6 protein-coding genes and 2 pseudogenes are annotated in these 17,387 nt (G+C 72.3%); all 8 read left to right on the top strand.

The window, feature by feature from the left end; translation table 11 throughout:
• Positions 1-34: 34 nt before the first annotated feature.
• Positions 35-3,313: an alpha-1,4-glucan--maltose-1-phosphate maltosyltransferase gene (locus KSF81_RS23985; protein ID WP_217381105.1), complete on the top strand. Its 3,279-nt coding sequence runs from the start codon at positions 35-37 to the stop codon at positions 3,311-3,313.
• Positions 3,313-6,596 (top strand): annotated as a pseudogene (gene treS, locus KSF81_RS23980) (maltose alpha-D-glucosyltransferase). Before KSF81_RS23985 ends, treS begins: the two are co-directional and overlap by 1 nt.
• Positions 6,593-8,752: a 1,4-alpha-glucan branching protein GlgB gene (glgB, locus tag KSF81_RS23975; protein ID WP_217381104.1), complete on the top strand. Its 2,160-nt coding sequence runs from the start codon at positions 6,593-6,595 to the stop codon at positions 8,750-8,752. The pseudogene treS and the gene glgB overlap by 4 nt, the downstream one beginning before the upstream one ends.
• Before the next feature lies 1 nt (position 8,753).
• A complete protein-coding gene (gene glgX, locus KSF81_RS23970) occupies positions 8,754-10,856 on the top strand; it encodes a glycogen debranching protein GlgX (protein ID WP_217381103.1) in 2,103 nt (700 codons plus the stop codon).
• A pseudogene (treZ, locus tag KSF81_RS23965) lies at positions 10,853-12,148 on the top strand (malto-oligosyltrehalose trehalohydrolase); the annotation flags it as partial. The gene glgX and the pseudogene treZ, both read left to right, overlap by 4 nt.
• Positions 12,121-12,666 carry a DUF3459 domain-containing protein gene (locus KSF81_RS31670; protein ID WP_309139746.1) on the top strand — a complete coding sequence of 182 codons (546 nt, stop codon included), beginning with the start codon at positions 12,121-12,123 and terminating at the stop codon, positions 12,664-12,666. The pseudogene treZ and the gene KSF81_RS31670, both read left to right, overlap by 28 nt.
• A complete protein-coding gene (gene malQ, locus KSF81_RS23960) occupies positions 12,663-14,696 on the top strand; it encodes a 4-alpha-glucanotransferase (protein WP_217381102.1) in 2,034 nt (677 codons plus the stop codon). Before KSF81_RS31670 ends, malQ begins: the two co-directional genes overlap by 4 nt.
• Positions 14,697-14,700: 4 nt before the next feature.
• Positions 14,701-17,373 carry a malto-oligosyltrehalose synthase gene (gene treY / locus KSF81_RS23955; RefSeq protein WP_217381101.1) on the top strand — a complete coding sequence of 891 codons (2,673 nt, stop codon included), beginning with the start codon at positions 14,701-14,703 and terminating at the stop codon, positions 17,371-17,373.
• The last annotated feature ends 14 nt before the right edge of the window (positions 17,374-17,387 follow it).

Below are 17,387 nucleotides of genomic sequence, written 5' to 3'. Positions count from 1 at the left end.
AGCGGCGCCGCGCGGCCAGGAGTCCCGCCCCGCCATGCCGGGCCAGGCTCCGGCACAGCCCCCGGCCCCGGCTGTGCCACGGCTCTATCTGCTGCATCCGTTGCTGATCGGCCCGCTGCCCGCCTGGGATGCCGCCTTCGCGCATGCCGCCGGGCTTGGCTTCGATGCGGTGCTGCTGGCGCCGGTCTTCGCCCCGGGCGGCAGCGGCAACCTCTTCCATACCGGCGACCCCGATGCGCCGCATCCCGTGCTGGAGGCGCCGGGCGATGCCGCCGCGGTGCTGGAGGCGCTGGCCGGCCGGGCCCGGGCGCAGGGGCTTTCGCTGTATCTGGATCTGGTGCTGGACCGGGCCGGCGCCGATGGCGCCCTGGCCGCCGCTCATCCTGGCTGGTTCGAGGATGCCGCCGGTGCCCTGCCGCTCGACCCCCGGATGCCCCTGCCCGAACGCGGCGCGCTGCGCGCCCGGCTGGAGGATGCGGCGGTGGAGGCGGCGCTGGGCGAGTGGTGGGAGGCCCGGCTGCGCCGCTTCGCCGCTGCCGGCGTGGCGGGCTTCCGCTGCGATGCTCCGGCGCGGGTGCCGGCCAGCCTCTGGCGCCGCCTGGCCGATGCCCTGCCGGACTGCCGCTTCCTGGCCTGGACCGCCGGCCTGCCGGCCCCCGCCGTGCCTTCGCTCGCCGGCGCCGGCTTCGCCGCGGTCTTCGACAGCCTGGCCTGGTGGGACCTGCGCGGCGCCTGGCTGGCCGAGGAGGCGGCGCGGCTGGCCACCATCGCGCCTGCCATCGCCACGGTGGAGGCGCCCTTCGGCCCGCGCCTCGCCGGGCATTTCGAGGACCCGCTGATGGCGGAGCGGGCGGCGCGGCGGCACCTCCGGGTGGCCGCCGGGATCGGCGCCGGGATGCTGGTGCCGATGGGCTTCGAATACGGCGCCCGCCGGCCGCTCGACCCCGCCCGCGACCGGCCGGGGGATTGGGCATGGCTGCGCAGCCATGCCGGCTTCGACCTCTCCGCCGAACTCCGCGCCGCCAATGCGCAATTGACGCCCCGGCGGCTGGAGCCGGCGGAGTTGCGGCCGCTCTCCGGCCCCGCCGCGCCGGTGGCGGCGCTGCTGCGGGCCGGGGCGGCGGATGCGCGGCTGGCGCGATCGGCGGGCCTGGTGCTGGCCAATGCCGATCTCCGCGCCGGCGCCCCGGTCTCTGCGGAGGCGCTGCTGCCTGGCGCCGGCGGCGGCTTCGCCCGCTTCCGCCCGGCCTGGCCCGAAGCGGGCGAGGCGCTGGTGCCCGGCGCCACCCTGCATCTCGACGCCGGCGAGGTGCGGCTCTTCGAGGCCGAGGCGCCGCGGCCCATCCTGCTCCCCGAGGACGAGGATGCCCTCGCCGCAGCCGAGGCGCCGCGCATCGGCATTGAGGCGGTGACGCCCACGGTGGATGCCGGCCGCTTCCCGGTGAAGCGCGTGGTGGGGGAGGTGGTGGAGGTTTCCTGCGACCTGATCTGCGACGGCCATGACAAGCTCGGCGCCGCGTTGCTCTGGCGCCCGGCGGATGAGCCGGACTGGCGGGAGGCGCGGCTCCGGCCGCTCGGCAATGACCGCTGGGCCGCCGCCTTCCCGCTGGAGCGGATGGGCCGCCACGTCTTCATGGTGGAAGCTTGGCGCGATGCCTTCGCCAGCTTCCGCGACGAGCTGGAGAAGAAGCACAGCGCCGGGGTGCCGGTCGCGCTGGAACTGGAGGAGGGCCGGCTGCTGGTGGCCGGTGCCGCCGAACGGGCGGGAGGCGCGCTGGCCGAGCTGGCGGCGCGGCTGGCCACGGCGCAGGAGGCCGAGCGGCTGACCCTGCTGCTCTCGGCCGAGATGGCGCGCTTCATGGCGGCGGCGGATGACCGCCCCTTCCGCACCCGCAGTGCCGAATTGCCAGTCGAGGCGGAGCGCACCGGCGCCCGCTTCGCCAGCTGGTACGAGCTGTTCCCGCGCAGCCAAAGCGGCGACCCGCAGCGGCACGGCACCTTCGACGACGTGATCCGCCGCCTGCCGCATATCCGCGCCATGGGCTTCGACGTGCTGTATTTCCCGCCGATCCACCCGATCGGCCGTGCCTTCCGCAAGGGGCGGAACAACACCCTGACGCCGGGGCCGGACGACCCCGGCAGCCCCTATGCCATCGGCTCGGAGGAGGGTGGGCACGATGCCATCCACCCGCAGCTCGGCACGCTGGAGGATTTCCGCCGCCTGGTCGCGGCGGCGCGCGACCATGGGCTGGAGCTGGCGCTCGACTTCGCCATCCAGTGCAGCCCGGACCATCCCTGGCTGAAGCAACACAAGGCGTGGTTCGACTGGCGGCCGGACGGGTCGCTCCGCTACGCCGAGAATCCGCCGAAGAAGTACCAGGACATCGTCAACGTCGATTTCTACAACGAGGGCGCAGTGCCCTCCCTCTGGATCGCGCTGCGCGACGTGGTGCGCTTCTGGGTGGAGCAGGGCGTGCTGCTCTTCCGGGTGGACAACCCGCACACCAAGCCCTTCCCCTTCTGGGAATGGCTGATCGCCGACATCCGCGCGCGCCACCCCGACGCGGTCTTCCTGGCCGAGGCCTTCACCCGCCCCAAGGTGATGTACCGGCTGGCCAAGATCGGCTTCAGCCAGTCCTATACCTACTTCACCTGGCGGAACGAGAAGCAGGAGATCCAGGACTACCTGACGGAGCTGACGACGACGGCACCGCGCGACTTCTTCCGGCCCCACTTCTTCGTCAACACCCCCGACATCAACCCGCCCTTCCTGCAGACCGGCGGCCGCGCCGGCCATCTCATCCGCGCGGCGCTGGCGACCACGCTCTCGGGCCTCTGGGGCATGTACCAGGGCTTCGAGCTCTGCGAGGCCACGCCGCTGCCGGGCCGCGAGGAATACCTGGACTCGGAGAAATACGAGATCCGCGCCTGGCCGGACCGCCGGCCGGGCGACATCGTCGAGGAGATCACCCGCCTGAACATGATCCGCCGCGCCAATCCCGCCTTGCAGACGCATCTGGGCATCGCCTTCCACAATGCCTTCAACGACCGCGTGCTATGGTACCGGAAATCAACGCCGGACCGTGGCAACGTCGTGCTCTGCGCCGTCAGCCTCGATCCGCATGCAGTGCAGGAGGCGACGGTGGAATTGCCGCTCTGGGAATGGGGATTGCCGGATCATGCGGCGCTGGAGGCGGAGGACCTGCTGCGCGGCCACCGCTTCACCTGGGCCGGCAAGACGCAGCGGCTGCGCCTCGATCCCGGGGAACTGCCCTTCGGCATCTGGCGCGTGCGCCCGGCGGAGGGCGTCTGATGGGGCGCGCGAAGGCGGAGGCGCCGGCACCGGGCCTGGTGGATGAGCCGCAATGGTATCGCGACGCGGTCATCTACCAGCTGCACCTCAAGAGCTTCTTCGACAGCAACGACGACGGCGTCGGCGATTTCGCCGGGCTGCTGCAGAAGCTGGACTATGTGGCGGAGCTTGGCGTGGACACGCTCTGGCTGCTGCCCTTCTATCCGAGCCCGCGCAAGGATGACGGCTACGACATCGCCGATTATCTCGGCGTGCATCCCGACTACGGCACGCTGCACGACGCGCGCCGCTTCATCCGGGAGGCGCATGCGCGGGGGCTGCGCGTCATCACCGAGCTGGTCATCAACCACACCAGCGACCAGCACCCCTGGTTCCAGCGCGCCCGCCTGGCCAAGCCCGGCTCCTCGCACCACAATACTACGTGTGGTCGGAGACCGACCAGCGCTACCAGGGCACGCGCATCATCTTCCTCGACACCGAGAAGTCCAACTGGACCTGGGACCCGGTGGCGAATGCGTATTTCTGGCACCGTTTCTACAGCCACCAGCCCGACCTGAATTTCGACAACCCGCGCGTGCTCACCGAAGTGCTGAACGTGATGCGCTACTGGCTGGAGATGGGCGTGGACGGGCTGCGGCTCGATGCCGTGCCCTATCTGGTGGAGCGCGAGGGCACCAATAACGAGAACCTGCCCGAGACGCATGAGGTCCTGAAGAAGATCCGCGCCAAGCTGGATTCGAGCTTCCGGAACCGGCTGCTGCTGGCCGAGGCGAACCAGTGGCCGGAGGACACGCAGCAGTATTTCGGCGCCGGCGACGAATGCCACATGGCCTTCCACTTCCCCCTGATGCCGCGCATGTACATGGCGATCGCGCAGGAGGACCGCTTCCCCATCACCGATATCCTGCGCCAGACGCCGGATATCCCGGATGGCTGCCAATGGGCGATCTTCCTGCGCAACCACGACGAGCTGACGCTCGAGATGGTGACGGACCGGGAGCGCGACTACCTCTGGTCCACCTATGCCGCGGACAAGCGCGCCCGGCTCAACCTCGGCATCCGCCGCCGCCTGGCGCCGCTGCTGGAGCGCGACCGCCGGCGGATCGAGCTGATGAACGGGCTGCTGCTCTCCATGCCCGGCACGCCGGTGATCTATTACGGCGACGAGATCGGCATGGGCGACAACATCTTCCTTGGCGACCGCGACGGGGTGCGGACGCCGATGCAGTGGAGCCCGGACCGCAATGGCGGCTTCAGCAAGGCGGACCCGGCGCGGCTGGTGCTGCCGCCGATCCAGGACCCGCTCTATGGCTTCCAGGCGGTGAATGTGGAGGCGCAGGCGCGCGACCCGCATAGCCTGCTCAACTGGACGCGCCGGACGCTCGCGGTGCGCAAGCGCTCGCGCGCCTTCGGCCGCGGCGCCATGCGGCTGCTCTATCCGGCCAACCGCAAGGTGCTGGCCTTCCTGCGCGAATACGAGGGCGAGCTGATCCTCTGCGTCTTCAACCTCTCGCGCTCGGCGCAGGCGGTGGAACTCGATCTTGCGGCCCAGGCCGGGCGCGTGCCTGTGGAGATGCTGGGCGGCACCTCCTTCCCGCCGGTCGGCCAGCTTCCCTATCTGCTGACCCTGCAGCCCTTCGGCTTCTACTGGTTCATGCTGGCGACCGAGACGGCGCTGCCGCCCTGGCACCGGCCGGCGCCCGAGCCGCTGCCGGATCTGCGCACCCTGGTCCTGAGGGCTGATGTGAAGGAACTTCTCAGCGACTCCGTCCGCCGTGAGCTGGAGCATTCCAAGCTGCCGGAATACCTGCGGAAGCGCCGCTGGTTCGCCGCCAAGGACGAGCAGTTGGAAACCACGCGCCTCACCGCCATCGCCGCGCTGCCGGAGACGCACGGCGCGGGTGTCATGGCGGAGGTGGAGGTCCGCCTGCCGGGCCGCACCGAACGCTACGCCCTGCCGCTGGCTGGGGTCGAGGACAAGGAGGGCGTGGGGCCGCTGGCAGCGCAGCTCGCGCTGTCGCGGCTGCGGCAGGGGCGGCGTGTCGGCTACCTGACCGACGCCTTCGCCGATGACCGGATGCCCGGCGCGGTGCTGGCCGCGATGCGCGAGCGCCTGGTGCTGCCGACGGAGGATGGCGAGATCCGCTTCCTGCCCACCCCGCGCCTTGCCGAGATCGCGCTGCCGGAACCGGCGGAGATCCGGCGGCTCGCGGCGGAGCAGTCTAATCCCACGCTGATCTTCGGCGAGGCGGTGGTGCTCAAGATCATCCGCCGCATCAATCCCGGCATCCACCCGGAGGCCGAGATGACCCGCCACCTCACCGAGGCCGGCTACGCCAATACGGCGCCGCTGCTCGGCGAGGTGGTGCGGGTCTCGCCGGACGGCACGCCGCACACGCTGATGCTGACGCAGGGCTTCGTCCGCAACCAGGGCGATGGCTGGGGTTGGACGCTCGATTGGCTGTCCCGCGCGGTGGACGAGGTCGCGCTGACGGATGAGGCACCGGAGGATCCCTTCGCCGGCTATGCCCCCTTCGCCACCGCGCTCGGCCGGCGGCTTGGCGAATTGCATGCCGTGCTGGCGCGGCCGCACCCGGACCCTGCCTTCACGCCGGAGGTTGCGACGGCGGCGGAGCGCGCGGCCTGGGCCGCCGGGGCGCTGGCACAGCTCGACCCCGCGCTCGACCTGCTGGCGGCGCGGCAGGATCTGCCGGAGGCGGATGCGGCGCGCGCGGCGCGCGTGCTGGGGCGGCGCGATGCCCTGCGCCAGGCGGTGCATCGCCTGGCGCAATCGGCCGAGGGCGCGCTGAAGACGCGGGTGCATGGCGATTTCCATCTGGGGCAGGTGCTGGTGGCGCAGGGCGATGCGGTGATCGTGGATTTCGAGGGCGAGCCGGCCCGCAGCCTGGCGGAGCGTCGCGCCAAGGGCAGCCCGCTGCGCGACGTGGCCGGGCTGCTGCGCAGCCTCGACTATGCCGCCTCGGTCGCCACCGCGACCGAGGCCTCCGGCACCGCCACCGCGGCGCCGACGGAACGGCGCGCGGCGCTCCTCATGCGCTGGCAGCAGGAAGCCGCTTCCGCCTTCCTGGCCGCCTATCGCGCGGTGGAGGCGGCGGCGCCCGACCCCTGGGTATCGGCGGAGGCGGAAGCGCCGCTGCTCGACCTCTTCCTGCTGGAGAAGGCGGCCTATGAGATCCGCTACGAGGCGGCGAACCGCCCGCAATGGATCGGAGTGCCGCTGCGCGGCCTGGCGGCGCTCACGGACCGGCTGGCGCCGGCATGATGGAGGCCGGCATCGAAGCCCTGGTGGCGGGCCGCCACGGCGACCCCTTCGCCCTGCTCGGCCCGCATGGCGAGGAGCTGCGCAGCTTCCAGCCCGGCGCCCGCGGCGTGACCGTGCTGGCGCGGGACGGCGGCGCGGAGCTTGGCCGGCTGGATCTCGTGCACCCCGCCGGGCTCTTCGCCGGCAGGGTCGCGCGGCAGGTGCCCTATCGCCTGCGCATCGCCTGGCCCGGCACCGTGCAGGAGACGGAGGACCCCTACAGCTTCGGCCTGCTGCTCGGCGAGCTCGACCTGCACCTGTTTGCGGAGGGGCGGCATTTCGAGATGTCGCGGGTCTTCGGCGCCCAGGCGATGGTGCTGGATGGCGTGGCCGGCGTCCGCTTCGCGGTCTGGGCGCCGAATGCGCGCAGGGTCTCCGTGGTGGGCGAGTTCAACGGCTGGGACGGCCGCCGCCACCCGATGCGGCTGCGCCGGGAGGCCGGGGTCTGGGAGTTGTTCATCCCGCGGCTGCGCCCCGGCCTCAGCTACAAATACGAATTGCTCGGCCCGGATGGCGCGGTGCTGCCGCTGAAGGCGGACCCGGTTGCGCTGGCGACCGAGGCACCGCCCGCCACCGCCTCCCGCATCGCCGGCGCCGCGCCCGCCGCCTGGACCGATGCGGCCTGGATGGAAAGCCGCGCCGCGCGCCAGGCGCCCGATGCGCCGCTCTCCATCTACGAGGTGCATGCCGCCTCCTGGTGGCGGGATGCGGAAGGCGCATCGCCGGACTGGGACCGGCTGGCCGACCGGCTGATCCCCTATGTGCAGGGCATGGGCTTCACGCATCTGCAATTCATGCCGGTGATGGAACATCCCTTCGGTGGCTCCTGGGGCTACCAGCCGCTCGGCCTGTTTGCGCCGAGCGCGCGCTTCGGCACCCCGGCCGGCTTCGCGCGCTTCGTCGACCGCGCGCATGCGGCGGGCGTGGCCGTGCTGCTGGACTGGGTGCCGGCGCATTTCCCGACCGACCCGCATGGGCTGTACCAGTTCGACGGCACCGCGCTCTACGACCATGCCGATCCGCGCGAGGGATTCCATCCGGAGTGGAACAGCGCGATCTACAATCTCGGCCGCAACGAGGTGCGCGGCTTCCTGCTGGCCAGCGCGCTGCATTGGCTGGAGCACTACCATGTGGACGGGCTGCGGGTGGATGCCGTGGCCTCCATGCTCTACCGCGACTACTCCCGCAAAGCCGGCGAATGGATCCCGAACCGCCATGGCGGGCGGGAGAACCTGGAGGCCGTGGCCTTCCTGCAGGAGCTCAACACCGTGGTGGCGGAACGCTGCCCCGGCGCCATCGTGGTGGCGGAGGAAAGCACCGCCTGGCCGGGCGTGACGCGGCCGGTGCGCGAGGGCGGGCTCGGCTTCACCTACAAATGGAACATGGGCTGGATGCACGACACGCTCCGCTACATGGAGCATGACCCGGCGCATCGTGCCTGGCACCACGACGACATGACCTTCGGCCTGGTCTATGCCTGGAGCGAGCGTTTCGTCCTGCCGCTCAGCCATGACGAGGTGGTCTATGGCAAGGGTTCGCTGCTCGGGAAGATGCCGGGCGACCCCTGGCAGCAATTCGCCAATCTGCGCGCCTATCTCGGCTTCATGTGGACGCATCCCGGCAAGAAGCTGCTCTTCATGGGCGGCGAGATGGCGCAGCCCACGGAATGGAACCACGACGCCGCCCTGCCCTGGCCGCTGCTCGACGACCCGCGCCACCGCGGCATGCAACGCCTGGTGCATGACCTGAACGCCGCCTATCGCGGCATCCCGGCGCTGCACCGCCAGGACTGCGCGGCGGAGGGGTTCCGCTGGGTGGTCGGCGACGACCGCGCGCAGAGCGTCTTCGCCTGGCTGCGCTTCGGGGCCGAGGGTGAGGCGCCGGCGCTGGTGGTCTGCAACATGACGCCGGTGCCGCGGCATGGCTACCGCATCGGCGTGCCGCGCGAAGGCACCTGGCACGAGGTCTTGAACACCGACGGCGCCGCCTATGGTGGAACCAACAGCGGGAACGGCGGTTCCGTTGCGGCGGAGGCGGTCGCGAGCCACGGCTTCGCGCAGTCCCTGCCGCTGTTCCTGCCGCCGCTGGCCGTCCTCATCCTCCTGCCCCAGGGGTAGCATGCCACCCATCCCGAACCGCCTGCTGCCCGGCAGATCCGATCCGCTGGGGGCCACCTGGGATGGGCTCGGCGTGAATTTCGCGGTCTTCTCCGCGAATGCCGAGCGCATCGACCTCTGCCTCTTCGATCCCGCCGGCCGGCGCGAGATCGCGCGGCTGTCCTTGCCCGAATGCACCGACGAGGTCTGGCACGGCTACCTGCCGGAGGCGCAGCCCGGCCTGCTCTACGGCTATCGCGCCTTCGGCCCCTATGAGCCGCGGCGCGGGCACCGCTTCAACCCGCACAAGCTGCTGCTCGACCCCTATGCGCGGCAATTGGCCGGCGAGGTGCGCTGGGCGGATGTGCTCTTCGGCTACCGCGTCGGCGCCGGCCGCGCCGACCTCTCCTTCGACCGTCGCGACAGCGCCCCCGCCATGCCGAAATCCGTGGTGGTGGACGACAGCTTCAATTGGGGCGACGACCGGCCGCCCGGCGTGCCCTGGGACCGGACGGTGATCTACGAGGCGCATCTGCGCGGCCTCACCATGCGGCGGGACGACATCGCGCCGCGCGAGCGCGGCACCTTCGCGGCGCTGGCGGACCCGCGCATCGCCGAGCATCTCCAGCGGCTCGGCGTCACCGCGATCGAATTCCTGCCGGTCCAGGCCTTCCTGCAGGACCGCTTCCTGGTTTCGAAGGGGCTCAGGAATTACTGGGGCTATTCGACCCTGGCCTTCTTCGCGCCCGAGCCGCGCTACCTGGTCGCGCCCTGGATGCGGAACGAGGTGAAGGTGGCGGTGCGCCGCCTGCACGCCGCCGGCATCGAGGTGATCCTGGATGTCGTCTACAACCACACCTGCGAAGGCAGCGAGATGGGGCCGACGCTCTCCTGGCGCGGCCTCGACAACGCCTCCTACTACCGGCTGATGCCGGGGGAGGAGCGCTACCACATCAACGACACCGGCACCGGCAACACGCTGAACATCTCGCATCCGCGGGTGCTGCAGATGGTCATGGACAGCCTGCGCTACTGGGTGCGCGAATACCATGTCGACGGGTTCCGCTTCGACCTCGGCACCATCCTGGGGCGGGAGGGGACGGGCTTCGACCAGGGCTCCGGCTTCTTCGACGCGGTGCGGCAGGACCCCGTGCTGTCGCGCGTGAAGCTCATCAGCGAGCCCTGGGACATCGGCCCCGGTGGCTACCAGGTCGGCAACCACCCGCCGGGCTTCGCCGAGTGGAACGACAAGTACCGCGACGGCGTGCGCCGCTTCTGGCGCGGCGATTCCGGCATGCGGGCGGAACTCGCGGCGCGGCTGACCGGCTCGGCCGACCTCTTCGACCGGCGGCGGCGGCGGCCCTGGGCCAGCGTGAACTTCCTCGCCTCGCATGACGGCTTCACGCTGCATGACCTGGTGACCTATGAGCAGCGCCACAATGAGGCGAATGGCGAGGACAACCGCGACGGCCATTCCGACAACCACAGCAGCAACTGGGGCGTGGAGGGCGAGACCGAGGACGGCGCGATCAACGCCACGCGCGTCGCGGTGAAGCGCGCCATGCTGGCCACGCTGTTTGCCTCCGCCGGCACGCCGATGCTGCTCGGCGGCGACGAGATGGGCCGCACCCAGGGCGGCAACAACAACGCCTATTGCCAGGACAACGAGACCAGCTGGTTCGACTGGGCCCGCGCCGCAACGCCGGAGGCGGAGGCGCTCAACCGCTTCACCGCCCGGCTGATCGCGCTCCGCCACCGCCTGCCGCCGTTGCGCCCGGCGGTCTTCCTGCATGGCGGCACGGAGCTGCGGCCGGGGCTGAACGACATCGCCTGGTTCGACCAGCACGGCCAGGCCATGGCGCCCGATGCCTGGAACGAGCCGGAGGCGCGCACCCTGGCGATGCGCCGCGCGACGGTGGCGCCGGATGGCAGCGTCGATGTCATCTTGCTGCTGCTGAACGCGGATGGCGCCGGCCATGCCTTCGCCCTGCCGCAGCCGCGCCTCGACTGGCGGCTCGTGCTCAGCAGCGCGCATCCGGAGGCGGAGGAGCGGCCGGTGCCGGATGAGGCGGTGCCGGTGGCGCCCCGCGCCGTGGCGCTGCTCACGGCGCGCCTGCCGCCGTGACGCGCTTCGCCCAGCCAACGCGCTGGGGCGCCACGCTGCTGGCCCCTGGGCGCACCCGCTTCCGCCTTTGGGCGCCGGACAGCGCTGGCGTGCTGCTGGAGGTCGAGGGCGGGCAGCCGCTGCCGATGCAGGCGGAGGCGGAGGGCTGGTTCGCGCTGGAGGCGCCGGCCGGCGCCGGGGCGCGCTACCGCTTCCGCGTCGCGCCGGACCTTGCCGTGCCGGACCCGGCTTCGCGGCTGCAGGCGGGCGATGTGCATGATGCCTCGGTGGTGGTCGATCCCCGCGCCTTCGCCTGGCGCCATGCCGGGTGGCGCGGCCGGCCCTGGCATGAGGTGGTGCTGTATGAGGTGCATGCCGGCACCATGGGCGGCTTCGCCGGCGTGCAGGCGGCGCTGCCGCGCCTCCGCGAACTGGGGATCACCGCGATCGAGCTGATGCCGATCGGCGATTTCCCGGGCGCGCGGAACTGGGGCTATGACGGCGTGCTGCCCTATGCGCCGGATAGCGCCTATGGCACGCCTGACGAGCTGAAATCCCTGGTGGATGCCGCGCATGGCCTGGGGCTGATGGTCTTCCTCGATGTCGTCTACAACCATTTCGGCCCGGATGGCGCCTATCTGCACGCCTATGCGAAGCGCTTCTTCGACGAGGGCGTGCACACCCCCTGGGGCGCCGCCATCGATTTCCGCGAGCCCGCGGTACGCGACTATTTCGAGGAGAACGCGCTCTACTGGCTGAACGAATACCGCATGGACGGGCTGCGCTTCGATGCCGTCCATGCCATCGCGGAAGCCGGTTGGCTGGACGCGCTGGCGGCCCGCCTCCGCCGGGAGATCCCGGACCGCCAGATCCATCTCGTGCTGGAGAACGAGCGCAACGCCGCCCGCCACCTGCGCCCGGCCGGCGGCTTCGACGCGCAGTGGAACGATGACGGCCACAACATCCTGCACCCGCTGCTGACCGGCGAGCGCGAGGGCTATTACGAGGATTTCTCCGGGAACGGTGCCGAGAAGCTCGCCACCGTGCTGGAACAGGGGTTCCTGTTCCAGGGCCAGCATTCGGCACATCTCGGCGCACCGCGCGGGGAGCCCTCGGCGCACCTGCCGCCTACCGCCTTCGTGCTCTTCCTGCAGAACCACGACCAGGTCGGCAATCGCGCCTTCGGCGAGCGGCTGGCACGGCTGGCGGAGCCGCGGGCGCTGGCGGCCGCCACGGCGCTGCTGCTGCTCTGCCCGCAGATTCCGCTGCTCTTCATGGGCGAGGAATGGGGCGCCAGCGCGCCCTTCCTGTTCTTCACCGACCACAATCCGGACCTCGCGCCGCTGGTCCGCGATGGCAGGCGGCGCGAATCGCGAAGTCCGTCGCCTTCCAGGACCCTGCGACGCGCGAGCGCATCCCCGACCCGAATGCCGAGGCCAGCTTCCGCGCCTCCATCCCCGACCCCGCCGAGGCGGAACGGCCACCGCATGCGGAGGTGCTGGCGCTGCATCGCCGCCTGCTGGCGCTGCGCCAGGCGCAGATCGTGCCGCATCTGCCGGGCGCCCGCGCCATCAGCGCCCATGCGGTGGGCGAGGCCGCGGTGCTGGCGCGCTGGCGGCTCGGCGATGGCAGCGTGCTGGCCATCGCCTGCAACCTCGGCCCGCAGCCGGCCTCCTGCACGGCGGCGGGGGAGGTGCTCTTCGAGGGCATGGCCGGGGCCGCCGGCGCGCTGGGCACCGGGAGGCTGCCGCCGCGTTGCTGCGTCGCCATGATCGAGCCGGCGCAACCAGGCGCCGGCCCGGACGGGCTGATGATGAAAGGTCCGGGATGACCGACACAGCCTTGCAGGACCTGGCGGAAGTCGCGGGCATCGCCACCACCTGGCGCGACGTGCATGGCGAGGAGCGGGCGGTCGGGCCGGAGACGCTGCGCGCCGTGCTCGACGCGCTCGGGCTGGAGGGCGATGCCGGCGAGGCGCGCGCCGCGCTGGCTGCGCTCGCGGCGCGGTTGCCGCCGCTGCTGACGCTCGCTTGCGGCCCGGACGGCGCCGCGGTGCCGGGCGCCGCGCCGGGCGACCGCTTCCGGCTGGAGCTTGAGGGCGGCGATCCCATCGAGGGCCGGCTGGAACGGGGCTGGGGCGGCGAGGCGCGGCTGCCGGCCCTCCGCCAGCCCGGCTACCACCGCCTGACGCTCGATGCCGGCCATGCCGTGGTGGCGGCGGCGCCCCCGCGCTGCTTCACCCTGGAGGATGCCGACGCGGCGCTGCACCAGGGCGCGGCGCCCTGGGCGCTGGCCGCGCAGATCTATTCGCTGCGACGGGAGGGCGATCTCGGCATCGGCGATTTCGGCGGCGTGGCGGAGTTGGCGCGCGCGGCGGCGCGACGCGGCGCGGCGGCGCTGGCGGTCAGCCCGGCGCATGCGCTGTTTGCCGCCGACCCCGGCAAATACGGCCCCTATGCGCCTTCCAGCCGCATCCTGCTGAACGTGCTGCATGCCGACCCGGAGGCGGCGCTCGGCCCCCTGCCGCCGATGGCGGCGCCCGAGGACGCGGAGCTGATCGACTGGCCGGCGGCGACACGGCGCAAGCTCGACCGGCTACGCGGGTTGTTCGACCTCGCCGCCAACCATCCGGGCTTCGTCGAGTTCCGCAACCAGGCCGGGTCGGCGCTGGAGGACCATGCGCGGTTCGAGGCGCTGCACGCGCATCTCCTGGCCGAGGACCCGGCGCGCTGGCACTGGCGCGACTGGCCCGAGGAGCTGCATGCGCCGCAATCCCCCGGCGTGCAGCGCTTCGCCCGCGACAACCCGCGCGAGGTGGCCTTCCATGCCTTCTGCCAATGGCTTGCCGATGCCTCGCGCGGCGCGGCGCAGCGGGCGGCCTGCGAGGCCGGCATGCCGATCGGGCTGATCGCCGATCTCGCGGTCGGCACCGATGGCGGCGGCAGCCATGCCTGGTCGCGGCAGCGGGAGATCCTGCCGGATGTTTCCGTGGGCGCGCCGCCGGATGTCTTCTCGCCGCTCGGCCAGGATTGGGGGCTGACCGCCTTCTCGCCGCTGGCGATGCGGGCCGAGGGATTCGGCGCCTTCCTGGAATTGCTGCGCGCCACCTTCCGCCATGCCGGCGGGTTGCGCGTGGACCATGCCATGGGCTTGCAGCGGCTCTGGGTCGTGCCGCGCGGCGCCGGGCCGGCGGAGGGCGCCTATCTCCGCTATCCCGTGGAGGACCTGCTGCGGCTGCTGGCGCTGGAATCGCACCGCCACCGCGCCATCGTCATCGGCGAGGATCTCGGCACCCTGCCGGAGGGTTTCCATGACCGGATGGAGGGTGCCGGCATCCTCGGCATGCGCGTGCTCTGGTTCGAGCAGACAAAGCAGGGCGGCTTCCGGCCGCCGCGCGACTGGTCCCGCGCCGCCGCGGCAATGACCACCACGCATGACCTGCCGACCGTGCTCGGCTGGTGGCGCGGCCGCGACATCGACTGGCGCGAGCGGCTTTCGCTCTTTCCCGAGGCCGGCCAGGCGGCGCAGGAACGCGAGCGCCGCCGGGCCGAACGCGGTGCGCTCTGGACCGCCTTCCTGGAAAGCGGCGCCGCCACCGGCGACGAACCGGGCGCCGAGGCCACCGACCCCGTGCTCGACGCCGCGCTCGCGCATGTCGGCGGCACCGCCTGCCGGCTGGCGATCCTGCCGATGGAGGACGCGCTGGCCCTCACCGAACAGCCGAACCTGCCCGGCACCGTGGAAGGCCATCCGAACTGGCGGCGGCGCCTGCCGGGCGAGGCGGCGGCGCTGCTGGAGGAGGAGGCGGTGGCGCGCCGGCTGGAGGTCTTCGCGCTGGCCCGCCCGCGCGGTGGGAGCTGAGGCCTTGGCGGTCCCGCAAGCCGCCCCGCTGCGGGCCACCGCGCGCCTGCAATTCCACGCGGGCTTCACCCTGGATGATGCGGTGCCGCTGGTGCCCTACCTGGCGCGACTCGGCATCAGCCATCTCTATGCCTCGCCGATCCTGAAGGCGCGGCCCGGCTCCACCCATGGCTACGACATCGTGGACCACGGGCGGATCAACCCGGAGCTTGGCGGCGAGGCGGCGCTGGGGCGGCTCACCGCGGCGCTGCGGGCGGCGGGGATGGGCCTCATCCTGGATATCGTGCCGAACCACATGGGCGTCGGCGGCAGCGACAATGCCTGGTGGCTGGACGTGCTGGAATGGGGGCGGCAGAGCCCCTATGCGCCCTTCTTCGACATCGACTGGGAGCCGCCGGACCGCACCCTGCAGAACCGGCTGCTGGCACCCTTCCTCGGCGCGCCCTATGGCGAGGTGCTGGCCTCCGGCGACCTCCGGCTGCGCTTCGAGGCGGCGACCGGCCGGCTCGATGCCTGGTATTTCGAGCACCGCTTCCCGATCGCGCCGCAGCACTACCACCATGTGCTGGTCGCCGCCGGGGATCCGGCATTGGAACCGCTGGCCCAGGCCTTCGGCCGCATCGGGCTGCGCCAGCGCGACCGCGGCGAGGCGCGGGCGGAGGCGGCGCGGGCGCATGCCGCGCTCGCCGCCCTCGCCACCAGGCCGGAGGGCGGCGCCATGCTGGAGGCCGCGCTCGCCGCATTCGACCCGGCGACGGAGGCGGGCAGGGACCGGCTGCACCGGCTGCTGGAGCGCCAGCACTACCGCCTGGCCTGGTGGCGCGCCGCGGCGGACGAGATCAACTGGCGCCGCTTCTTCGACATCACTTCGCTGGCCGGGCTGCGCGCCGAATTGCCGGAGGTCTTCGACGCCACGCATGAGCTGGTGCTGCGCCTCTATGCCGAGGGCAGCATCGACGGCGTGCGCATCGACCATGTGGATGGGCTGGCCGATCCGCGCGGCTATTGCCGCAAGCTGCACCGCCGGATGCAGGCGGTGCGCCCGGAGCAGCAGCCGCTGATCTGGGTGGAGAAGATCCTGGCGCCCTTCGAGGCGCTGCGCACGGATTGGCTGGTGGACGGCACCACCGGCTACGACTTCATGGACGAAGCCTCCGGCGTGCTGCACGACCCGGCCGGCGAGGCGCCGCTCACCGATCTCTGGACCGGGACCACCGGGCGCCCCGCCCTGTTCGAGACCGAGGCGCGCGAGGCCCGGCGGCAGATCCTGCGCGACAACCTGGCTAGCGAATTGCATGGCACCGCCGCCGCGCTGAAGCGCGTCGCGGCGCGCGACCTCGCCACCCGCGACTTCACCCTCACCGCGCTGCGCCGCGCGCTGGCGGAGGTGCTGGTGCATTTCCCGGTCTATCGCCTCTACATCACGCCCGGCGGCCGGGTGGCGGAGGACAAGCGCATCCTGGCCTGGGCGCTGGCCGGGGCGCGCCGCACCGTGCGCGCCACCGAACGCCCGCTGCTCGAATTGCTGGATGCCTGGCTCGGCGGCGAGGCGCCGCGCAGCCTGCCGCCGGCGCAGCGGCGCGAAAGGCTGACCGCCGCGGTGCGCTTCCAGCAGCTCTCGGCGCCGGTCGCGGCGAAGAGCGTGGAGGACACCGCCTTCTACCGCTACGGCCGGCTGCTGTCGCGGAACGAGGTGGGCTCCGACCCCGGGCACTTCACCGTGACGCCGGCCGGCTTCCACGCCACCGCCCGGGCCCGGGCGAAGCAATTCCCGCGCGCCCTGCTGGCCACCGCGACGCATGACCACAAGCGCGGCGAGGATACCCGCGCGCGCCTGGCCGTGCTTTCCGAGATCGCGCCCGAATGGGCAGCGGCGGTGGCGCGCTGGACCCGGTTGAACGCCCCGCTGCGGCGGGAGCTGGAGGGCGGCCCGGCGCCCGGCATGAGCGCCCAGATCATGCTCTACCAGACCCTGGTCGGTGCCTGGCCGCTCGGCCTCGACCCCGGCGACGAGGCGGGGGTGGGCGGCTTCCTGGAACGGGTGGCCGCCTGGCAGGGAGAAGGCGCTGCGCGAGGCCAAGCGCCGCACCGAATGGGCGGTGCCCAATGCCGAATACGAGGCCGCCTGCCGCGACTTCCTCTTCGCCATGATGGCGCCCGAGCGGGCCAGCCACATGCGGGACGAGATCGCCGCCTTCGCCGCCCGGATCGCCCCCGCGGGCGCGGTGAACGGCTTGGCGCAACTCGTGCTGCGCTGCGCCGCGCCGGGCGTGCCGGACCTCTACCAGGGCACCGAGTTCTGGGATTTCAGCCTGGTCGATCCCGACAACCGCCGCCCGGTGGATTGGGCGGCGCGCCAGGCGGCGCTGGAGGCCGGCACCTCGCCCGCGGAGCTGCTGCCGCAGTGGCAGGACGGGCGGGTGAAGCAGGCGGTGCTGGCCCGCGCCCTGGCGCTCAGGGCGGCGCATCCGGCGCTCTTCGCTGCCGGCGACTACCAGCCGCTGGTGTCGGAGGGGCCGCGCGCCGGGCATCTTCTGGCCTTCGCCCGCACCCATCGCGGCCGTGCCGTGGTCGCGGTGGTGACGCGCCTGCCCGCCGCCCTGCTAGGCGATGCCGCCCTGCCGCTTGTCCCGCAGGCGGAATGGGAGGGAACCGAACTCGCGCTGCCGCATTTTGATGGCGCACGCACCT

This window comes from Siccirubricoccus sp. G192, from assembly GCF_019084075.1.
GTDB lineage: Bacteria > Pseudomonadota > Alphaproteobacteria > Acetobacterales > Acetobacteraceae > G192.
Note: the sequence above shows the minus strand (reverse complement) of the source record. Positions and strands in the feature narration are given on the sequence as shown.

Bases quoted from the DNA above. Each gene is read 5' to 3' on its own strand.
- KSF81_RS23985 (WP_217381105.1), top strand. From the start codon at position 35: ATGCCGGGCCAGGCTCCGGCACAGCCCCCGGCCCCGGCTGTGCCACGG.
- glgB (WP_217381104.1), top strand. From the start codon at position 6,593: ATGATGGAGGCCGGCATCGAAGCCCTGGTGGCGGGCCGCCACGGCGAC.
- glgX (WP_217381103.1), top strand. From the start codon at position 8,754: ATGCCACCCATCCCGAACCGCCTGCTGCCCGGCAGATCCGATCCGCTG.
- KSF81_RS31670 (WP_309139746.1), top strand. From the start codon at position 12,121: ATGGGGCGCCAGCGCGCCCTTCCTGTTCTTCACCGACCACAATCCGGA.
- malQ (WP_217381102.1), top strand. From the start codon at position 12,663: ATGACCGACACAGCCTTGCAGGACCTGGCGGAAGTCGCGGGCATCGCC.